This is a genomic window from Xanthobacter sp. AM11, assembly GCF_047444035.1.
In the GTDB taxonomy this organism is placed as follows: Bacteria; Pseudomonadota; Alphaproteobacteria; order Rhizobiales; family Xanthobacteraceae; genus Xanthobacter.
The window spans coordinates 4,244,442-4,264,894 of the sequence record NZ_JBLAOA010000001.1 but is presented as its reverse complement, the minus strand read 5'-3'; the positions used below and the strand labels follow the sequence as shown (position 1 = coordinate 4,264,894).

Sequence of the window (20,453 nt, the reverse complement as noted above, 5' to 3'; positions counted from 1 at the left end):
TTCTCCACCTCGACAGATGCGGGCCGGGGAGCTAGAGGGGACAGGCGCGCCCTGCCCCTCGTCCGGCCGCCGCCCGGATGGTCTTTCCGAACGCAGCCCCCCCGATGAGCGAACCTGCCCGCCGCTTCGAGAAGATCGCCTTCGTTTCCAGCCAGACGCCGGAAGCCGATGCGGCGCGCCTGCGCCTGGTGGCGCGCTATGGCGCGGTGGAGCCGGAGGATGCGGACATCGTGGTGGCCCTCGGCGGCGACGGCCTGATGCTGCAGACGCTGCACCGCTTCCGCGACCGCGGCCTGCCCATCTATGGCATGCACCGCGGATCGGTGGGCTTCCTGATGAACACCTTCCGCGAGGAAGGGCTGCCGGAGCGGCTTTCCGCCGCCCAGCACGTGGCCATCCACCCCCTCATCATGGAGGCGGTGGATGCCAACGGCGTGCGCCACCGCGCCCCCGCCATCAATGAGGTGTCGCTGTGGCGCCAGTCCTACCAGGCGGCCAAGCTGCGCATCTCCATCGACGGCCGGGTGCGGCTTGAGGAACTGATCTGCGACGGCGTCATCGTCGCCACCCCGGCCGGCTCCACCGCCTACAACCTTTCGGCCCACGGCCCCATCCTGCCGCTGGGCACGGCGCTGCTCGCGCTCACCCCCATCTCGCCGTTCCGCCCCCGGCGCTGGCGCGGGGCCCTGGTGCCGGACAAGGCGCGCATCGACATTGCGGTGCTGGAGGCGGACAAGCGCCCGGTGAGCGCGGCGGCGGACCATTACGAGGTGCGGGACATCATCGCCGTGTCGGCCCGGCTGGACTCCGCCTCGTCCATCGACATCCTGTTCGATCCCGACCACGGGCTGGAGGAACGTATCCTGCGCGAACAGTTCGTGTATTAGAGCGCGATCCGCTCATCGGGGGCCGCGCTCCGGTTTCCAGATCGGTCCATCGCCCTCTGGCCTATCGAGCGGGGCGCGTCCGCTCATGGGGAGCCGCCCCTGGTTTCCCCGTGGGTCACCTTTGAACCGGCCGGTTCCGGCCTTGCGGCAGCATCGCCCGGCGATCCTGCCTCAAGGCCCCGGCTCCAGGCGCGGCTCGCACGCTCCGGCGGCGGAAGGCGCAACGGTCTGCGGCATCCATGGTCTTTTCATCGGTCACCTTCCTCTTCTACTTCCTGCCCGCTTTCCTGCTGTGCTATTTCGCGGCACCGGGCGTGCGGGTGAAGAACCTGGTCCTGCTGGCCTTCTCCCTGGTGTTCTATGCCTGGGGCGGCATCGCCAATCTGCTGGTGCTGGGCGTGTCCATGGTGGCGAACTACCTGTTCGCCCTTCTCATCGACGCCCGCACCCCGCGCTGGCGCCTGCGCGTGCTCGGCCTTGCCGTGGCGGCGAACCTGGCCGGGCTCATCGCCTTCAAATATGCCGGCTTCCTGGCGCAGAACATCAATGTGCTCCTCGCCCCCGCCGGGCTGGCGCTGCCGGTGGTGCATCCGGGCCTGCCGCTGGGCATCTCCTTCTTCACCTTCCACGCCATTTCCTACCTGGTGGACGTGTACCGCCGCAAAGCCGCCGCCAACCGGCGGTTCGAGGAGATCGCGGTCTACATCACCATGTTCCCGCAGCTGGTGGCGGGCCCCATCGTGCGCTACTCCACCATCAACCGGCGGATCCGCACGCGGCGCACCACGCTGGGCCGCGTCTCGGCGGGGCTGCGCATCTTCGTCATCGGCCTCAGCTGGAAGGTGCTGATCGCCGACGAGGTGGCGCCGGTGGTGGCGGCGGTGTTCGACAACACGCCCACCCCAAATCTGGGCGAGGCCTGGCTTGGCGTCACCGCCTATGCGCTGCAGATCTATTTCGACTTCGGCGGCTATTCCAACATGGCCATCGGCCTTGCCATCGCCATGGGGCTGAAGTTCCCGCGCAACTTCAATCTTCCCTACGGCGCGCTCTCCATCACCGATTTCTGGCGGCGCTGGCACATGAGCCTGTCGAGCTGGTTCCGCGACTATGTGTACATCCCCCTCGGCGGCAACCGGCACGGCCACCTGCATACGGCGGCCAATCTGTGGGCCGTCTTCCTCCTGTGCGGCCTGTGGCACGGGGCAAGCTGGACCTTCGTCATCTGGGGCATCCACCACGGCAGCTTCCTGGTGCTGGAGCGCACCGGCTTCGGCGCGGCGCTGAAGGCGGCGCCGCGGGTGGTGCGGCATGCCTATGCGCTGGCCGTGGTGCTGCTGGGCTGGGTGTGGTTCCGCGCCGATACGCTGCCCGGCGCCTTCGCCCTGTTCCAGGGCCTCGCCGGGCTGAACGGGGCCGGCTATCTTTCCGCCGGCCTGGAGGCCGAGCTGAAGCCGGTGACCATGGCCATCATGGTCCTGGCCTGGCCGCTGGCCATGTTCGGCCTGCCGCGTCCCGGCGGGGCGGGCCTGGCACCGCGCCTGCGGCTTGCGCTCTTCGGCGCGGTGGATACCCTCGTCGTCGCGCTGCTGTTCGCGCTGTGCGTTCTCTCGGTGGGAGCGGCGACCTATTCGCCCTTCCTCTATTTCCGGTTCTGAGGGAGCACCGACCATGCCGCTGCTCATGTCGTTCCGGCGCTGGTGGGCCGCCGTCTTCGTCGCCATCCTGCTGCTGCCCACGCTGGGCCTGTTCACGCCCGACGTGCCGGCGCCGTTGCGCACCGTGCTGGAGCCGGAGGCGCGCTGGTGGGAGGATGCGGGCAAGCGCCTCGACCCCTGGGTCAACAACACCTTCGGCTTCCGCGGCGCGGTGCTGGCGGCCCACCGCTCCTATGTGCGCTTCATCGGCGACACCCAGGGGGACCTGGCGCTGAGGGGCGAGGCCGGCTCGCTCTTCCTCAAGGACGAGCACGCGGTGGAGCAATCCCTCGGCCAGCTGGTGCGGCCGGAGGCGGTGGCCGGCCTTGTCGCCTTCGCCACCCGCATGAACGCTTATATGAAGGCCCATGGCGGGCGCTTCGTCGTGCTGGTTCCGCCCAACGGGCACACCACCAATTTCGAATATCTGCCGGCCTACGCCCGGCGCCTGAAGACCGCGCCGACGGAATATGACCTGGTGGCCGGGGCCATGGCGAAGGCGGGCATCACCTTCGTGGACATGCGCCCCATTCTCGCCGAGGCGAAGAAGACGGGGCCGGTGCACTGGCGCTATGACACCCACTGGAACCAGCGGGGCATGCTTCTGGGCTTCAATGCCGCCATGGCGGCGGCGGGGCGGCCCGACCTGGAGGTGGCGGCGCAGGATGCACTGGGGCCGGCCGAGCCGCGGCTCACCAGCGATCTGCTGCGCGTCACCGGCTCCCGGGTGCCCGATCCGCCGGACGTGCAGTTCCCGCCCAAGGGACCCATGGTGAAGCCGAAGAACCCGGTGCTCATTCCCGGCATCATGAAGGAGGTGCCGAAGACCGATCCGTTCGTGCCCTATGCCATCGACACCGGCCATGCGGGACCGCGCATCATGGTCATCGGCGACAGCTTCACCCAGGGCAGCTGGCAGGGGCTGGGCACCTTCCGCGCCTCCGCTTATGCGTGGATGCACCACCGCTATTGCCGTTTCGACATGGAGGCGGTGGAGCGCTTCCGCCCGGATATCCTGATCTACGCCCCCACCGAGCGGGCCATGCCCTGCAAGGGCGTGCCGGAGGGGATGCCGGCCCAGGGGGCGGGCTGAGGACGCAGCCGTCTCCCGTCCCGCACGCCGGCGGGCGTCCAGCCCCCATGGGAGCCGCCGCGCGGCTCCATATGGGCGGATCGCGCTCTAGCCGCTGCTGCCGCGGGCCTTCAGGTCCATGCCGCCGCCGGGCGGGCGCTCGCGCTCCTCCAGCCGCTCCACCGGGGCGTAGTCGAGATAGCCGCAGCGGGCGATGGACTTCATCACCGTCATGTCCACCCGCCCATCGACGATGGCGGCATCGTCCACATGCACGCCCACCACCTCGCCGATGACCATGTATTGCTCGGTCAGTGCGCCGTCCTTTCCGCGCGGGCGGAAGGTCTCCACATGGATGCATTCGAGGGCGCAGGGGCTGGCCGCCACCCGCGGCGGCTTCACCAGCCGCGAGGGGGCGGGGGCAAGGCCGGCGAGGTCGAACTCGCTCACGTTCCGCGGGGCGGGCGTGGAGGTGAGGTTCACCGCGTCGATCAGGTCGAGGGTGGCAAGGTTGCAGACGAAGGCGCCGGTGGCCTCGATGTTGGCCACGCTGTCCTTGCGCCCGGTGGAGGAGAACATCACCAGGGGCGGCACCTCGCAGATGAGATTGAAGAAGGAATAGGGCGCCAGATTGGCCACCCCCTCCGGGGAGAGGGAGGAGATCCAGCCGATGGGCCGGGGCGCCACAATGGCCTTGAGCGGGGAGAAGGGCAGGCCGTGGTTCCGCTTGGCGGGCTCGTAGAACATTGCTGTGCTTTCCGTGAGAGGCGCCAAGGATGGGGCAGCCGGCGGGCGGACGGAAGCCCCGCTTTCACCCCAGCGCCACCAGCGCCGCCTGGATGTCGTCCAGCGCCCGTTCCGCCGCCTCCATGCCCGCGGCGATGGCCTCGCTTGCCCGCTGGAACTCGAACAGGCCGATGCGGCCGAGCTTCGGCGAGAGCATGATGTCCGGCGGGTCGCCGGCGAGGCGCGAGCGGGCGATGCGGTCCTGGGTGATGTTGAAGGCGTCGATCATCACCGTGGACAGGCCGCGCGGGCCGTCGCTGGGCCCGTGGCCGGCGAAGAACTGGCGCCGCAGCCGCTCGGGGCTGAGCATGGCGGCGATGCCCTCCTTCTTCTCGCTGAGGGCGGCTTCCGCCACCCGCTCCACCACCCCGCCATGGTCCTGGATGACGGTTCCCTTGCCGAACACGTCGGCATTGAGGTTCACCGCGATCACCAGCCGCGCGCCCATGGCGCGGGCGGCGGAGACCGGCACCGGGTTCACCAGCGCCCCGTCCATGAGCCAGCGCCCGCCCACCTTCACCGGGGTGAAGATGCCGGGCAGGGCATAGGAGGCGCGGATGGCCTCCACGAAGTCGCCGCGGGTGAGCCAGATCTCGTGGCCGGTGCCCAGTTCGGTGGCGATGGCGGCGAACACCACGGGCAGGTCCTCCACCGTCATGTCGCCCACCTCGCGCCGCATCAGCTCCACCAGCCGTCGGCCGCCGATGAGGCCCGGGCCGCCCAGGGCGAAATCCAGCAGCCCCAGCACGTTGCGCTTGGTGAGGCTGAGCGCCCAGTCCTCCAGCTGGTCGAGCTTGCCGGCGCCCCAGATGCCGCCCACCACCGCGCCGATGGAGGTTCCCGCCACCACGGACGGGCGGATGCCGTTCTTCTCCAGCACCTTCAGCACGCCGATATGGGCGAAGCCGCGCGCCGCCCCGCCGCCCAGGGCGATGCCGATGGACGGCCGCCCGCCATGGCCGTTGCGGGCCAGGCGATGGGCGGCGGTGTCGAGATCGGGAGGGGTGGGGGGCGGATCGGACGCCGCGGGCGCCGGCCCCGCGGGGGAGGGCGGGGAAGCCGCACCATCGCGGTGACTTGAGGGTGGCCCGGAACGCCAGTGGAGGGACTGAAACATGCGCGCCTCGCGTGCGCCGCCGTGACGGCGCCCCGGAGCCGGCCCCCCTTGCGGCCCCCCAGCCGTGCGGGTGAGTCCTGCTCCTGACCCAGGAAAGGGAAAGCGCCAGCCGGCGCGTGCCCTCGTGCAATGCCCCCCGGACAGCGCCGTTTTCCGGCGCTGCATCACCTTATGCGAATCTTCCTAATTTCCGGTGTCGGAAGCGTGGCGGGACGGGGCCTTCAGTGGCCGTGACCGTGGCCGCCATCGCCGTAGACCTTCGCCGGGTCGAACCGCGGTGCATCGCCGGTGAAGGCCAGCGCCGTGCCGGCGGAGGGCGCGGCGCCCAGCGGCACGGTGCGGTAGAAGCAGGAGCGCCGCCCGGTGTGGCAGGCGGCGCCGGTGCCGCCCATCTCCACCTTGATCACCACCGCGTCCTGGTCGCAGTCGATGCGCATCTCCACCACCTTCTGGGTGTGGCCGGAGGTTTCGCCCTTCTTCCAGAGCTTGCCGCGGGAGCGGCTGAAATAATGGGCCTCGCCGGTTTCGATGGTGAGGGCGAGGGCCTGCGCATTCATGTGCGCCAGCATCAGCACCTCGCCGGAGGCCGCATCCACGGCAACGCAGGTGACAAGCCCCGCGGCATCGAAGCGGGGGGTGAGCACGGTGCCTTCCTCCAGCTCCTGGCTGGAGGCGGACGCGGGAAAGGAGAAGCCTTCGCTCATGGTCCCTGCTCGAAACAAAGGGGCGCCCCCGCCGCGCGGGAGCGCCCCGGTGAACCCGTGCGGCGCGTTCAGCTCCGGGAGCGCAACAGGGTGATGAAGCGCACCTGCTCGGCCGGGTCGTCCCGGAACACGCCGGTGAACTGGCTGGTGAGGGTGGAGACGCCGGCCTTGGTGATGCCGCGCATGGACATGCACATGTGCTCGGCCTCGATCATCACCGCCACGCCGCGCGGGCGCAGGCCCTCGTCCAGGGCGGTGGTGATCTGCGAGGTGAGGTGCTCCTGGGTCTGCAGGCGCTTGGCGAAGATGTCCACCACCCGCGCGATCTTGGAGAGGCCCACCACCCGCTCCACCGGGAAATAGGCCACATGCACCTTGCCCACGAACGGCACCATGTGGTGTTCGCAATGGGAGTGGAAGGGGATGTCGCGCAGCAGCACGAAATCGTCGAACGTGCCGATCTCGCCGAAGGTGCGCGCCAGCAGGTCGTCGGCGTCCTCGCCATAGCCGGCGAACAGCTCGTCATAGGCCTTCACTACCCGCTTGGGGGTGTCGAGCAGGCCTTCGCGGGCCGGGTCCTCGCCCAGGTAGGCGAGCAGGGTGCGCACGGCGGCTTCCGCTTCCGCGCGGCTGGGGCGCGCGGTGCCGTCGGGCAGGGGCGGGTGCACCTTTGGCGCCGGCGGCGCCCCGTCGTCGCTGGCCTTGCCCTTCGGGCGGGCCTGCGCCTTGCGGCGCTCGCGTTCCTCTTGCTCGGCCTGAGCCTTGAACAGTTTCACTACCGCGTCCATGACCAACTCCGTCCGACCCGCGCCCACGGAAGCCTCCATGGCAGAAGCGGGAGTGTCACCGGTCGTCGGCTGCGCATGCGCGGTGTCGCTCAAACCGCGCCCCGCCGGACTTGCCGGCGGCGGCCTTGCCGTCCGTTCCTTGTGTGCGGCACCGTCTCTCGCCGGTACCCTTTTGCCGGGCCCGTGACCGAGCCCAAGCTTCATCATGGGGCCGGGGCGGCGACTTCGCAAGCGCGACCCGTTGCCCTTCCGCCCGTTCCACCTTGCCCTATATAAGAATCCGCACCGGCCCGGGACAGGCCCGCGCCGGCAGGCCCGCCGTGCCGCAAGCGGCCGGGCGTGGGATTTGGCCCCGATGATCAATGATGTCTACAATGCCCGCATTCTCGCCCTGGCTGCGGAAATTCCGCGGCTCGGCCGGCTGGAGCATCCGCAGGCGAGCGCCCGCGCCCATTCCCGCCTGTGCGGTTCCACCGTCACCGTGGACCTCGCGCTGGATGGCGACACGGTGAGCGATTTCGCCCACGAGGTGCGCGCCTGCGCCCTGGGGCAGGCTTCGTCCTCGCTCATGGCGCGCCTGGTGGTGGGGGCCAGCACGGCGGAACTGCGCGCGGTGCGCGACGCCATGTGGAAGATGCTGCGGGAGAACGGCCCGCCCCCCGAAGGCCGCTGGGCCGACCTGAAGGTGCTGGAGCCGGTGCGCGAGTACAAGGCGCGCCACGCCTCCACCATGCTCACCTTCGATGCGGTGGTGGATGCCATCGGCCAGATCGAGGCGGCGCGCGCGGGCGGGCCGGAGGCGGCCCCGGCGAGCGGACCGGAAAGCGGCATGGTCGCTGGTGGCGCCCCGGTTTAGAACCGCGCGTTTTCTTCGCTGCGGTGCCGGGCCGGCGCGAACACGGCCGTCCGGCCCGGCGGGCGGGACGGCTCTCCCGGGGGACGACGTGGCAGCGGGAGACCGTGCAGCCGGCCGCACAGCGGCATCGCTCAGGTCGGCGCCGCCATGCGCGCGTCGATGGCGCTGATGGCCTCATCGGCGGCCGCATCGAAGGCGGCCTCCAGCGCCGGCGCTCGGCCGCGCAGCCCGGCCGCCACGGCGCGGGACCATTCCACATAGGCCCGCATGCGGCCGATGCCCCAGTCCAGCGGCGGGTCTTGCGCCAGCGAGCGCAGGTTGGCGGTCTTGTCGGCCAGCTTCAGCACCTTGGCGCGCGCGGAAAGGTGCGGCGCGTGGGCCACCTGCCGGCGCTTGCGCTCGGCAGCGTCGAGGGCCTTGTCGTCGGTCACCTCCATCACCAGGCCGGCCACGTCGGCGCCGAAGGTGGCCGCGATCTCCGCCGGGGTCACCTCCTGGTCCTCCACCACGTCGTGCAGCAGGGCGGCCGCCACCAGGGCGGCGTCGGCGCCGGCGGTGGCCTCGCTGACCAGCAGGGCCACCTCGGCCAAGTGGTTCACATAAGGCTGGGCGCGGCTGCCCTTGCGGCGCTGGTCGGTGTGACGCAGCGTCGCAAACGCCAGCGCCCGCACCACCAATGCCACCGCGGGCGCGCCGGCATCGGCGGGGGTGCCGGCGGCAGCGGCGGCCATGGAACTGCCGGCATTTGCCGGTCTGGTCGCGTCGCTGCCGGCAACGGTGGGTTCGGCACGCGTCATGGTTCACCTCCGATGGAGGCCGCGCGGGTCTCGGGACCGTTACGGCCCCGGCCTGAATGAGGATGGGATAGGATGATCAGGGCCGACCACAATGGCAGATGTGAGGCGAGGCGGGGATGATGCGCGCGGAACAGGTCCATGGGGAGCCGCCGGAGCAGCCGGCGCAAGCCGGCGGCGGGCGGGCTGCCGGCTTGCTTGCGTTGCTGAAGCGGCTGCCGCGCCATGCCTTGCGCGCCCTCATCCTCGTCTATCGCTACACCCTCTCCTCCATCATGGGCCGGCAGTGCCGCTACCTGCCCACCTGCTCGGAATATGCCGAGGAGGCGGTGATGCACCATGGTGCCCTGCCGGGTGCGGTGATGGCCACCGCCCGCATCTGCCGCTGCCATCCCTGGGGCGGGCACGGCTATGATCCCGTGCCCCGCTGCCTGCCGGCGGATGCGCGCTGGTATCGCCCATGGCGCTACGGCGTGTGGAAGATGCCGCCGCAGGCGGAGGCGCCCGACACCGCGCCGGACGATGTAGCCAAAGCCTGAGGCGGCGGCTTCTCCGGGAGCGGCAGGTTCCCGGGGGTGGCCTCAGCGGGCGTCGGCCTTGATCATGTCCGCCGCCTTTTCGGCGATCATCATCACCGCCGCCGCCGTGTTGGCCGAGACGATGGTGGGCATCACCGAGGCATCCACCACCCGCAGCCCCTCCATGCCGAGCACGCGCAGGCGCGGGTCCACCACCGTCGCCGGCCCGGTGCCCATGCTGCAGGTGCCCACCGGGTGGTAGATGGTCTGGCCGGTGCTGCGGGCGAACTCCAGGAAATCGGCGTCGCTCTCCACCTGCGGCCCCGGGTTCATCTCGAACGCCCGGTAGGGGTCCAGGGCCTTCTGCTCCACCACCTGGCGGGCGATGCGCATTCCGGCCACGAGGCAGGCGCGATCCTCCTCCACCGCCAGGAAGTTCGGCCGGATGGCCGGGGGCTCCAGCGGGTTGGCCGACTTTGCATGGATGGAGCCGATGGATTGCGGGCGCAGCTGGGTGACGCCGATGGTCATGCCCGGCAGATGGTCCAGCGCCCGGTCGGCGGCGTTGGCATAGCTGGCGTGCATGAAGAAATACTGCACGTCCGGCCCCTCCAGCCCCGGCCGGGTGCGCACGAAGCCATGCGCCAGCCCGGTGCCCAGGGTGAGGATGCCGGTGCGGGTGAGGAAATATTGCGCCACTGCCTTGGCCAGCGCGATGCCGCGGGTCTGCTCGTTGAGGGTGATGGGCTGCTTCACCCGCCAGTTCATGCGGGTGGCGAAATGGTCGCGGTAATTGTTGCCCACCCCCGTCAGCGCATGCACCACGCCGATGCCGGCGGCCTTGAGCACATCGGGATGGCCGATGCCGGACAGTTCCATGAGGTGCGGCGACTGCACCGCCCCCGCCGTCAGCAGCACCTCGCCCCGGGCGGTGGCGGTGAGGTCCTGCCCGCCTCGCCGGTAGGTGACGCCCGTCACCCGGCGCCCGTCAAGGGTGAGGCGCAGCGCCTGGGCGCGGGTGATCACCTTCAGGTTGGGCCGGCCCAGCGCCGGGCGCAGATATCCGTCAACCACGGTCCAGCGCCGGCCGTTCTTCTGGTTCACCTGGTAATAGCCGAAGCCGTCCTGCTCCCGGCCGTTATAGTCCGGGTTGAGGGGGTATCCGGCCTCCTGCGCCGCCGCCAGGAAGGCCTGGGAGAGCAGGGGGCGCTCGTCCACCCGCACGATGTTGACGGGGCCGTCGGTGCCGCGCAGTTCGGTGTCGGCATCGGCGGCCTCGAAGGTTTCGAGCTTCCTGAAGTAGGGCAGCACGTCGTCGAAGCCCCAGCCGGTGGCCCCCATCTGCGCCCAGCCGTCGTAATCCTGCCGCTGGCCGCGCACGAAGATCATGCCGTTGATGAGGGTGGAGCCGCCCAGCCCCTTGCCGCGCGGCACCACGATGGGCCGGTTGAGGGTGTTCTCCTCCGGTTCGGTGTTGAACCGCCAGTTGAAGGCGCTGCCGGCCAGGAGCTTGGAAAAGCCGGCCGGAATGGGCACCCAGAAGCCCCGGCCGGTGCCGCCGGCTTCCAGCAGCAGCACCGTGCGGCGCGGGTCCTCGGAGAGGCGGGCGGCGAGGATCGAGCCCGCCGTTCCGCCGCCCACCACGATGTAGTCGTAACTGTCCATGGCAAACTTCCTGCCGGAGCCCGTGCAGGCCCGGCGCAGGATCACTCCTGTGCCGGCAGGACCTTTCCGGGGTTGAGACGAAGGTCTGGGTCGAGGGCTCGTTTCAGCCGCCGGGCCAGGGCGATCTCCTGCGGCGCGCGCCGGTGGATGAGCTCGTCCACGCGATACTGGCCGATGCCGTGCTCGGCGGAGATGGAGCCGGCAAAGCGCGCCACCACGTCATGCACCAGGGTATTGATGGCCGCGCCGTCGTGCCCGGGGCCGAGGATGACGTTGTAGTGGATGTTGCCGTCGCCCAGATGGCCGAAGGCATTCACCAGCGCCCCCGGCGCCCCCGCAGCGATGGCCGCGTCGGCGGCATCGAGGAAGGCCGGCACGTCGGCGATGGGCACGCTCACGTCGTGCTTCATGCTCTTGCCCTCGCGGGCCTCGCCGTCGGTGATGTGTTCGCGCAGCGCCCACAGCTGGGCCGCCTGGGCGCCGGTTTCGGCGATGACGCCATCCAGTGCCGTGCCGTTCTCCAGCGCCGTCGCAAGGGCCGCTTCCGCCGCCTCCCGCAGGCCGGAGAGGCTGGCGCCGGCCTCCAGGAGCACGAACCAGTCGCCGGAGGCGATGGGCGGGGTCAGGGCGAGGTGCCGGCGCAGCAGATCGAAGGAAAAGCCGGACATCAGCTCGAAGGCGGAGATGGTGTCTCCCAGTTCCTCCTGCGCCAGCGCCAGCAGGTCGAGGGCGGCCTGCGGGCTCGGCACCGACAGCAAGGCGGTGATGGTGTGCCGGGGACGCGGTACGAGGCGCAGCACGGCGCCGGTGACGATGCCGAGGGTGCCTTCCGTGCCGATGAAGAGCTGCTTCAGGTCGTAGCCCGCATTGTCCTTGCGCAGGCGGCGGTTCAGATCCACCACGGTGCCGTCGGCGAGCACCGCCTCCAGCCCCAGCACCAGCGCGCGGGCCATGCCGTAGCGCAGTACATTGACCCCGCCCGCATTGGTGGAGATGACGCCGCCGATGGTGGCGGAGCCCTCCGCGGCGAGGCTGATGGGCAGCAGGCGGCCGGCCTCGGCGGCGGCGTCCTGGGCCACCTTGAGGATGCAGCCGGCATCCGCCGCCAGGGTGAGGCCCACCGGGTCCACCGCGCGCACCTTGTTCATGCGCTGCAGCGACAGCACCACCTGTCCGCCTGAGGCATCGGGGACCGCGCCGCCGGCGAGGCCCGTATTGCCTCCCTGGGGCACGATGGAAGCGCCGGCGGCGGCGCAGGCCTGCACCACCTGGGCCACCTCGGCGGTGGAGGCAGGCCGCGCCACGCACAGCGGGCGGCCGGGAAACAGGCGGCGCCAGTCGATGGCAAAGGCGGCCATGTCGGCCTCCTCCACGACGAGACCGGAGGGGCCGAGGGCGGCGGCGAGCCGGGCGATGAGGTCGGCGCTCATGCTGCGCACCCCGCGGCCTGGCGGATGACGGGGGAAGGAACGGACGAAGGCATACCCATGATCTTTCTCTCGGGAAGCGGCGCGCGCGGCGGCAGGTCGCCGGTGCGCGGCCAGCGGGACGTTTCAGGCGGTCGGGACGACTCAGCCTGATGTCCGCTTCCGTCCATCAAAGATATCCGTAGGCGGCCCAGCCGCCATCCACGCCCATCACCTGGCCCGTCACGGCGCTGGCGCCGTCGGAGGCGAGGAACACCGCCGTGCGCGCAACCTCCTGCGCCTCCACGAGGCGGCCCATGGGGGTGCGCGCCTTCAGCCGGTCGAGGTCGAGCCGGCCGCGGGCGGCGAGGTCGTCGAGGAACGGGGTGCGCACATAGCCGGGCGCCAGCGCATTCACCCGCACCTTGTCGCGCGCCCATTCGCAGGAGAGGGCCTTCGCCATCATGGCCACCCCGGCCTTGGAGGCGCAGTAGCCGATGCGCTCGGGCGCGGCCACCACGCCATACATGGAGGCCATGAGCAGGATGGAGCCGCCGCCCTGCGCGATCATGCGCCGGCCCGCCTCCTGCGCCGTCAGGAAGGTGCCGGTGAGGTTGATGGCGATGACGCGCTCCCACTCCGCCTCGGTCACCTCAAGGGTGGGCGCATTCTGCGAGACGCCGGCATTGGCGAGGCAGATGTCCACCGGCCCGAAGCGCGCCTCGGCGGCGTCGAAGGCGGCAACGATGTCCGCCTTGCGCGTCACCGAGCCCTTCACCGCAATGGCGTCGCCCAGCTCCGCCGCGCGCGCCGCGGCCGCCGGATCGAGGTCGAGGAGCACCAGGCTCGCCCCTTCCGCGCGGAACGCCTGCGCCACGGCAAGGCCGAGGCCGGAGGCGCCGCCGGTGATGAGGGCGCAGCGGCCGGCAAGGAGCCCGGCGCCGCTCATTCCGCGGTTCCCGCAGGGGCGCTCAGCTCCAGGAACGCGGCCATCAGCTCGCGCTGGCAGGCGAGCATGGGCTTGCCGAAATGCACCCGGCAGCCGCGCGCGGCGGCGGCCTTCAGCAGCGCCGTCTGCTCCGGCTGCATGATGATCTCGGCCACGATCTGCTCCGGCGCGAGGCGGTCGGCGTCGAGGGGCAGGGGGTCGCCGTCCCGCAGCCCGAGGGAGGTGGCGTTCACCACGATGTCGTGGCCGGACGGGTCGGGGCTGCCGATGTCCACCTGAAGGCCGGGGAAGGCATCCTTCAGCCGGTCGGCCAGGTCTTCCGCCTTGGCGCGGGTGCGGTTGGCGATGGTGAGGCGGGAGACCCCCGCCTGCGCCAGCGCGAAGGCGATGGCATTGGCCGCGCCGCCTGCGCCGGCGAGATAGGCGCTGCGGCCCTCGGGGGCGATGCCGCCGGCAATGAGCCCGCCGACAAAGCCCTTGCCGTCCAGCATCTCGCCGATGAGGCGGCCGTCCGCCGTGCGGCGGATGGTGTTGACCGCACCGATGCGCCGGGCGCTGTCGGTCACCTCGTCGCACAGGTCCAGCACGGCGGTCTTGTGCGGCACCGTGACGATGAGGCCGCCCAGGTTCTTCATGTGCTTCAGGCCCGCCATCAGCGCGGCGAGGTCGTCGGCGCCCACGTGCATGGGCACCGTCACGCCGTCGATGCCTTCCTGCGCCATGAACGCATTGAGCATCTGCGGCGTCTTCACGTGGTGGATGGGGTCGGCCAGGATGCCGTAGAGGCGGGTGGTGCCGGTGATCTCGACCATCTGCGTCACGCCTGCGTGTAGGCGGTCTTCACCGCGGTGTAGAATTCGCGGGCATAGGTGCCCTGCTCGCGCGAGCCGTAGGAGGAGCCCTTCCGGCCGCCGAACGGCGTGTGGTAGTCCACGCCCGCCGTGGCGAGGTTCACCATCACCATTCCGGCGGCGGACTTCTTGCGGAAATCGCTCGCATACTTGAGGGAGGTGGTGCAGATGCCGGACGACAGGCCGAATTCGGTGTCGTTGGCCACCTGCAGCGCCTCGTCATAATCCTTCACGCGGATCACGCTGGCCACCGGGCCGAAGATCTCCTCCCGGTTGATGCGCATGGCGTTGGAGGTTTCGGTGAAGAGCGCGGGCGCCATGTAGTAGCCGGGCGTGGCGCGCTCCAGCCGCTCGCCGCCGAAGGCGAGCCTTGCGCCCTCCTGCCGGCCGATCTCCACATAGGCGAGGTCCTGCTCCAGCTGGGAGGCGCTGACCACCGGGCCGATGTCGGTTCCGGCCTTCAGCGCGTCGTCCACCTTCAGGGCCGCGAGCTTCTCGGTGAGCGCGGCCACGAAGCGGTCGTGGATGCCGTCCTGCACGATGAGGCGGGACGAGGCGGTGCAGCGCTGGCCGGTGGAGAAGAAGGCGCCGTTGAGGGCGCAGTTCACCGCAATGCCGAGGTCGGCATCGTCCAGCACCACGAAGGGGTTCTTGCCCCCCATCTCCAGCTGGATCTTGGCGCCGCGCGCCACCGCATCCCCCGCGAGGCGGCGGCCCACATTGACCGAGCCGGTGAAGGAGATGGCGCGCACCTTGGGCGACTTCACGATGGCGTTACCCACGTGGGAGCCCGGCCCCATCACCAGGTTGAACACCCCCGCCGGCAGGCCGGCGCGGGAGATGATCTCGCTGAGCGCCCAGGCGGAGCCGGGCACGAGGTCGGCCGGCTTGAACACCACCGTGTTGCCGTAGGCCAGCGCCGGGGCGATCTTCCAGGCCGGAATGGCGATGGGGAAGTTCCAGGGGGTGATGAGGCCGACGACCCCTTCCGGCTCGCGGGTGATCTCCACATCCACGCCGGGGCGCACCGAGGCGAGCTTGTCGCCGGTGATGCGCAGCGCCTCGCCGGCGAAGAACTTGAACACGCGTGCCGCCCGCACCACCTCGCCGATGCCCTCGGGCAGGGTCTTGCCCTCTTCCTGCGACAACAGCCGGCCCAGCTCGTCCTTGCGGGCGAGGATTTCGGAGCCGATGCGGTCGAGCGCATCGGAACGGGCCTCGGGGGTCGCCTGCGCCCAGGCCGGGGCGGCCTCGTGGGCGGCGGCGATGGCCTCCTGCGCCTGCGCCGCGTCGGCGGAGGCATATTCGCCCACCACCTCGTCGAGGTTGGACGGATTGATGTTGCGGTTGACGCCGACGCCGTCCACCCAGTGGCCGGCGATGAAGTTCTTCTTGATGCTGTCGCTCATTGGGGCAGGTCCGGGAAGGTCAGATGCCGAGATAGGCGGTCTTGATGTGCGGGTCGGCCAGAAGGCCGGCGCCGGTGTTTTCCAGGGCGATGGCGCCGTTCTCGATGACATAGGCGCGATCGGCGATCTTCAGCGCGTGGAATGCCTTCTGCTCCACCAAGAGCACCGTGGTGCCGCTCTTGCAGATGCGGTCGATGACGTCGAACATCTGGGCGACGATGATGGGGGCGAGGCCCAGCGATGGCTCGTCCAGCATGAGCAGCTTCGGCTTCGCCATCAGGCCGCGGGCGATGGCCACCATCTGCTGCTCGCCGCCGGAGAGGGAGCCGGCGAGCTGGTTCATGCGCTCGCGCACACGGGGGAAGATGTCGAGCACCTCCTCGAACCGCTCGGCCATGCCGGCGCGGACCTTGGGGTGGTAGCCGCCCATCAGCACGTTGTCCTTCACGGTCATCACCGGGAACAGCTGGCGCGCCTCCGGCACCATGATGAGGCCGGAGCCGACGATCTCGTCCGGGCTCATGCGGTCGATGCGCCGGCCGTCGAACTCGATGCTGCCCGAGGACGGCTTCACCAGGCCGGAGATGGCGCGCAGCAGGGTGGTCTTGCCGGCGCCGTTGGAGCCGATGATGGTGACCACCTCGCCCCGGCCCACGCGGAGCGAGATGTCCTGCAGGATGACGGTGCGGCCATAGCCGGCGGTGACGTCACAGACCTTGAGCATGGACGAAATCCTCTCCGAGATAGGCCTCGATCACCTTGCGCTCGCGCACCACCGTGTCGGGCGCGCCCTCGGCGATCACCTTGCCGGAATCGATCACCACGATCCGGTCGGACAGGCTCATGATGGCCTGCATGTTGTGCTCGATGGCGATGACCGTGACCCCGGTGTCGCGGATGGTGCGCACCAGCTCCACCATCTTCTGGGTGTCGGACTGGCTCTGCCCGGCCATCACCTCGTCGAGCAGGAGAATGGTCGGCTCGGTGGCCAGCGTGCGCGCCACCTCCAGCCGCTTCAGGCCGCCGATGGGCAGGGTTCCGGCCTCCACGTCCTTCACGTCGTCGAGGCCCACGGTCTTGGCCACCCGCAGCGCCACGGCGCGGGCGTCGTCCACCGAGCGATGGCGCAGGAAAGCCCCGATCATGATGTTCTCCAGCACCGTGAGCTTGCCGAACGGCTGGACGATCTGGAACGTGCGGCCGATGCCGAGGCGGGCGAAGGCATCCGGCGTGGTGGGCTGGTGCCATCTGCCGTCCGGGCCGAGGATCTCCACCGTGCCGGAATTGGGCGCGAGGAAGCCGGAGAGCTGGGCGAACACCGTGGTCTTGCCGGCGCCGTTGGGGCCGATGACGCCGAGGATCTCGCCCCGCTTCAGAGTGAGGGACACGTTGTCGGTGGCGGTGAGGCCGCCGAAGCGCTTCACCAGGTTCTGCGCCTTCAGCACCGGCTCGCCGGCGGTGCCGGTGATGAGCTTGGGGGCCGGGGCGACCATCTCCGCCCGCTTGCGGCCGCCGCCGGGCAGCCGGTCGATGAGGCGCAGAACGAAGGGACCGAAGGTGCCGACGAGGCCGCCGGGCAGGGTCAGCGTGATCACCACCAGTACGGTGCCGTAGACGAAGCCGTGCAGGCCGTTGGCCGAGGCCCCGAGCCAGCCGCGCGCCAGTTCCGCCAGTGGCACCACCAGCACCGTCCCGAGGAGCGGCCCCGCCACCGTCCCGAGGCCGCCGATCAGGGCAAACATGGCGATCTCGATGGCGGTGGCGAGGGAGAATAGCGTCGCCGGCTCCAGGAAGGTCATGTACATCGCATGGAAGGTGCCCACGCAGGCGGTGAGTGCCGCCGAGATGGCCATGGCCCAGAGCTTGACGCCATTGATGTTGATGCCCGCCGCCTGGGCGGCGCTGTCGCGCTCGCGCACCGCGGTGAGCGAATAGCCGAGCCGCGAGTTGCGGATGGCCCAGGACACCGCCAGGGACAGGAGCAGCAGGCCGAAGGCGATGTAGAGATAATTGATCTTCTCGCGGAAGATCATCCACGGCCAGCCCAGCTGCAGCGGCACCACCAGGCCGGCCGAGCCGCCGGTGAGGCCGTTGAAATGGATGGTGAGCAGCCGCACCACCTCCAGGAAGGCGATGGTGGCCAGCGAGAAGAACGGCCCGCGCAGGCGGAAGCAGGGATAGCCGATGCCCAGGCCGACCAGCGCCGCCAGCGCCGCGCCGGCGATCATGCCGAACCAGGGCGACAGGCCCAGGTGCTGGATCAGCAGCGCGGCGGTATAGCCGCCGAGACCGTAGAACACCGTATGGCCGAGGGACAGCTGGCCGGCATAGCCGCCCAGGATGTTCCACGCGGTGGCCAGCGCTCCGAACACGCAGATGGTGACGAACACGTGCACCATGAAGGTGGAGCCCGACCAGGCCGGGATGATCACCAGCAGCGACAGCGCGGCGAGGGAGCAATAGGCCCGCGGATCGGCGAGGCGCGCGAGGAAGGACGGCCGGCCGGTGGCGACAGGCGCGGTCGAGGAGTCTTGAAGGCTCATCGGATCACTCCGTGCCGCGCCCGAGGCCGAACAGGCCGGTGGGCTTGAAGATGAGGATCAGGAGGAAGAGGGCGAAATACACGACCTCTTTCAGGTCGGGCGCGATGTAGTAGCCGGAAAGACTGTCCACGAGGCCGATGATCATGGCGCCGAAGAAGGCGCCGTACATGGAGCGCATGCCGCCCAGCACCACCACCACGAAGGCGGTGAGCACGAAATAGGTGCCGATGGTGGGGGTGACCGGGTAGAGCGGCATCACCAGCGCGCTGGCAAGGCCCACGCAGGCCGCGCCCATGCCGAAGGCGATGACGTAGATCTGGTCCACCTTCACGCCCATCAGCATGGCTGCATTGCGGTTCTGCGCGGTGGCGCGGATGGCCCGGCCCAGCGCGGTGGACTGCATGAACAGGTGCAGGCCCGCCACCAGCGCCAGGGCGCAGACGAACATGATGATCTGCCCCTTCACCAGCGAGTAGCCGGCGACCGAGATGGAGCCCTGCGCGGCGGAGGGGGGCACCGAATACAGGTCGGCGCCGAACAGCAGCAGGGCAAGGTTCACCAGCGCGGTGGAAAGCCCCACCGTGGCGAAGATCTGGATATGCTCCTCGGCACCCAGCAGCGGCTGGATGAGGAAGCGCTGGACCAGCGCGCCGAGGGCGAACAGCAGCAGCACGATGGGAACGGCCGAGGCATAGGGATGCAGGCCGAACTTCGCGGCCAGGAGATAGGCCGCATACATGCCCACCATCAGGAATTCGCCATGGGCGAAGTTCACCACCCGGACGATGCCGAAGATGAGGGTGAGGCCGACGCTGATGATGGCATACATGCTGCCGAGCAGGATGCCGTTGAGCACCAGCTGGATAAGAACGTCCATCGCGCTCGCTCCATGGGGGACGCGGAACAGGGTGCGGGTGGGATCGCGACCCCCGCACGAGGCCAGATCGTGCGGGGGTCGGTGCGGCGCGCCGGAGGGGCGCCGCGGGCAGGCGAGGGGCCTCAGTTGGCGCCGACGCCGACCTTCATCTTGGCCACGGCGGCGGCCTCGGGGAACACGGTGACGAGGTTGCCGCCCTGCCACTGCATCAGGAAGGGCTGCGCCCGGGTGTTCTGGCCCTGCTCGGAGAATTTGGCGCCCCAGCCGGTGGCGGTCTGGCCGACGGGGATGTCCACCTTCATCACGGCGGCGCGCACCTTGTCGGCGTCCGTGCTCTTGGCGCTGGCGATGGCGTCGAAGAACACCTTGGCGCCCATATAGTTGGCGAGCGAGTGGCCGGAGCGCGGGTCGATGCCGTACTTCGCCTTGTACATCTTCACGAATGCGTCGATGCCGGGGGCGGCCTTGGGGTTCGTGTTGTACTGGGTGAAGTCCACGTCGAGGGCGCCTTCCATGTTCTCGGCGCCCACCGCCATCATGGTGTCGCGGGTGGAATAGCCGCCGCCGGCGCCCATCACCGCCTTGGGCTTGTAGCCCTGGTCCTTCATCTGGCGGAAGAACAGCACGGTGTCGTTCTGGTAGGAGGTCTGCAGCACCACGTCGGCGCCCGCGGACTTCAGCCGCAGGATGACCGGGGTGAGGTCCACCGACTTGGCGGAATAGGGCAGCACCTCCACCACGTTCAGGCCCTTTTCCTTGGCCCGGGTCTTCTGGTAGCCGGAGACGGTCTGCCCGTAGAGGCTGTCCTCGTGGATGATGCCGACCTTGAGGTCGCCGGGCTTCACGCCGAGGGCGGGGGCGATGGCCTCGATCACCCCGTCCACCATGCGGTTGGCGAAGTCGCGCGCCGTGGCATTGGTGCGGAAGACGTATTTGAAGCCGCGCTCGGTGATGGGGTCGGAGATGGCGCCGAGCTCGAAATAGGGCACGCCGGCCAGCTCCGTCACCTGCGTCGCGGCGAGGGACAGGGACGACGAATAGGTGCCGAAAATGGCGGAAACCTTGTCCACCGACGTCAGGCGCCGGGCCTCGCCCACCGCCTGGTTGGGGTCCACCGCGTCGCCCTTGATGAATTCGATCTTCTTGCCGTCGATGCCGCCGGCGGCGTTGCGCTCCTCCACCGCCAGCTCGAAGCCGCGGAAGCTCTCGTCGCCCAGCAGCGCGAGGCCGCCGGAGAAGGGATAGAGCGCACCGAACTTGACGGTGCCCTGCGCCGCGGCAGGCCCCGCCACGGCGGACACGCCGACCAGCAATGCGGCGGCAAACGCCGCCCGCGCGAAAGTCTTCATCATTTCCTCCCTGCCGGACACCCTGCCGGTGTTGGCGTTCGCAACCCGTTCCGCGGACACGATTCTTATGGGCCGTTCCGCAGCGGGAGCCGGCCTTGCGGCCCCCGGAGCGTGGCGGATAATGCAGATAACCAAGTTGCCTGACAAGTGGGACTTATGTAGTTTTCGCGCACCAAGACATGGCA

19 protein-coding genes are annotated in these 20,453 nt (G+C 69.9%); 5 read left to right on the top strand and 14 right to left on the bottom strand.

What is annotated here, in order from left to right; all coding sequences use genetic code 11:
- Positions 1–104: 104 nt before the first annotated feature.
- The 3 genes from ACI7BZ_RS19545 (at position 105) to ACI7BZ_RS19535 (ending at position 3,677) form a co-directional block, all read left to right on the top strand.
- Positions 105–887: an NAD kinase gene (locus ACI7BZ_RS19545; protein ID WP_414118798.1), complete on the top strand. Its 783-nt coding sequence runs from the start codon at positions 105–107 to the stop codon at positions 885–887.
- Positions 888–1,126: 239 nt separating this feature from the next.
- Positions 1,127–2,545, top strand: a complete 1,419-nt coding sequence (locus ACI7BZ_RS19540; RefSeq protein WP_414118797.1) for an MBOAT family O-acyltransferase — start codon at positions 1,127–1,129, stop codon at positions 2,543–2,545.
- Positions 2,546–2,558: 13 nt separating this feature from the next.
- Complete coding sequence (locus ACI7BZ_RS19535; protein WP_414118796.1) at positions 2,559–3,677, top strand: alginate O-acetyltransferase AlgX-related protein; 1,119 nt, start codon at positions 2,559–2,561, stop codon at positions 3,675–3,677.
- An 87-nt stretch (positions 3,678–3,764) separates the two neighbouring features.
- Here ACI7BZ_RS19535 and ACI7BZ_RS19530 read toward each other — a convergent pair whose 3' ends face one another.
- The 4 genes from ACI7BZ_RS19530 to folE all read right to left on the bottom strand — a co-directional run bounded on the left by ACI7BZ_RS19530 (position 3,765) and on the right by folE (position 7,051).
- The gene (locus ACI7BZ_RS19530) at positions 3,765–4,403 is read right to left on the bottom strand and encodes a flavin reductase family protein (protein ID WP_414118795.1); all 639 of its coding nucleotides are present in this window, start codon (positions 4,401–4,403) and stop codon (positions 3,765–3,767) included.
- A gap of 64 nt (positions 4,404–4,467) precedes the next feature.
- Entirely contained in the window at positions 4,468–5,559 is a 1,092-nt protein-coding gene (locus ACI7BZ_RS19525; RefSeq protein WP_414118794.1) for a patatin-like phospholipase family protein, read from the bottom strand.
- A gap of 221 nt (positions 5,560–5,780) precedes the next feature.
- Complete coding sequence (hisI, locus tag ACI7BZ_RS19520; protein WP_414118793.1) at positions 5,781–6,263, bottom strand: phosphoribosyl-AMP cyclohydrolase; 483 nt, start codon at positions 6,261–6,263, stop codon at positions 5,781–5,783.
- A gap of 68 nt (positions 6,264–6,331) precedes the next feature.
- Complete coding sequence (gene folE, locus ACI7BZ_RS19515; protein ID WP_414118792.1) at positions 6,332–7,051, bottom strand: GTP cyclohydrolase I FolE; 720 nt, start codon at positions 7,049–7,051, stop codon at positions 6,332–6,334.
- Between the two features lie 355 nt (positions 7,052–7,406).
- Between folE and ACI7BZ_RS19510 the strand changes: the two genes are divergently transcribed.
- The gene (locus ACI7BZ_RS19510; RefSeq protein WP_414118791.1) at positions 7,407–7,907 is read left to right on the top strand and encodes an iron-sulfur cluster assembly scaffold protein; all 501 of its coding nucleotides are present in this window, start codon (positions 7,407–7,409) and stop codon (positions 7,905–7,907) included.
- A 131-nt stretch (positions 7,908–8,038) separates the two neighbouring features.
- On the opposite strand, the gene ACI7BZ_RS19505 is transcribed toward ACI7BZ_RS19510, so the two are convergent.
- Positions 8,039–8,638 carry an HD domain-containing protein gene (locus tag ACI7BZ_RS19505; RefSeq protein ID WP_414119219.1) on the bottom strand — a complete coding sequence of 200 codons (600 nt, stop codon included), beginning with the start codon at positions 8,636–8,638 and terminating at the stop codon, positions 8,039–8,041.
- 182 nt (positions 8,639–8,820) lie between these two features.
- Between ACI7BZ_RS19505 and yidD the strand changes: the two genes are divergently transcribed.
- Positions 8,821–9,240: a membrane protein insertion efficiency factor YidD gene (yidD, locus tag ACI7BZ_RS19500; protein ID WP_414118790.1), complete on the top strand. Its 420-nt coding sequence runs from the start codon at positions 8,821–8,823 to the stop codon at positions 9,238–9,240.
- A gap of 42 nt (positions 9,241–9,282) precedes the next feature.
- On the opposite strand, the gene ACI7BZ_RS19495 is transcribed toward yidD, so the two are convergent.
- The 9 genes from ACI7BZ_RS19495 to ACI7BZ_RS19455 all read right to left on the bottom strand — a co-directional run bounded on the left by ACI7BZ_RS19495 (position 9,283) and on the right by ACI7BZ_RS19455 (position 20,268).
- A complete protein-coding gene (locus ACI7BZ_RS19495; protein ID WP_414118789.1) occupies positions 9,283–10,884 on the bottom strand; it encodes a GMC family oxidoreductase in 1,602 nt (533 codons plus the stop codon).
- Between the two features lie 41 nt (positions 10,885–10,925).
- Positions 10,926–12,314 (bottom strand): FAD-binding oxidoreductase, encoded by a 1,389-nt coding sequence (locus ACI7BZ_RS19490; RefSeq protein WP_414118788.1) that lies wholly within the window; start codon positions 12,312–12,314, stop codon positions 10,926–10,928.
- A gap of 166 nt (positions 12,315–12,480) precedes the next feature.
- Complete coding sequence (locus tag ACI7BZ_RS19485; RefSeq protein WP_414118787.1) at positions 12,481–13,239, bottom strand: SDR family NAD(P)-dependent oxidoreductase; 759 nt, start codon at positions 13,237–13,239, stop codon at positions 12,481–12,483.
- Positions 13,236–14,051, bottom strand: a complete 816-nt coding sequence (locus ACI7BZ_RS19480) for a shikimate dehydrogenase family protein (protein ID WP_414118786.1) — start codon at positions 14,049–14,051, stop codon at positions 13,236–13,238. Before ACI7BZ_RS19480 ends, ACI7BZ_RS19485 begins: the two co-directional genes overlap by 4 nt.
- Before the next feature lie 5 nt (positions 14,052–14,056).
- Positions 14,057–15,499, bottom strand: a complete 1,443-nt coding sequence (locus ACI7BZ_RS19475; RefSeq protein ID WP_414118785.1) for an aldehyde dehydrogenase family protein — start codon at positions 15,497–15,499, stop codon at positions 14,057–14,059.
- Positions 15,500–15,518: 19 nt separating this feature from the next.
- Complete coding sequence (locus ACI7BZ_RS19470; RefSeq protein WP_414118784.1) at positions 15,519–16,223, bottom strand: ABC transporter ATP-binding protein; 705 nt, start codon at positions 16,221–16,223, stop codon at positions 15,519–15,521.
- Positions 16,207–18,042 carry a branched-chain amino acid ABC transporter ATP-binding protein/permease gene (locus tag ACI7BZ_RS19465; RefSeq protein ID WP_414118783.1) on the bottom strand — a complete coding sequence of 612 codons (1,836 nt, stop codon included), beginning with the start codon at positions 18,040–18,042 and terminating at the stop codon, positions 16,207–16,209. Before ACI7BZ_RS19465 ends, ACI7BZ_RS19470 begins: the two co-directional genes overlap by 17 nt.
- Positions 18,043–18,046: 4 nt before the next feature.
- Positions 18,047–18,919, bottom strand: coding sequence for a branched-chain amino acid ABC transporter permease (locus ACI7BZ_RS19460; protein ID WP_414118782.1), 873 nt, complete (start codon positions 18,917–18,919; stop codon positions 18,047–18,049).
- Positions 18,920–19,041: 122 nt separating this feature from the next.
- Complete coding sequence (locus tag ACI7BZ_RS19455; RefSeq protein WP_414118781.1) at positions 19,042–20,268, bottom strand: ABC transporter substrate-binding protein; 1,227 nt, start codon at positions 20,266–20,268, stop codon at positions 19,042–19,044.
- Between the last annotated feature and the right edge of the window lie 185 nt (positions 20,269–20,453).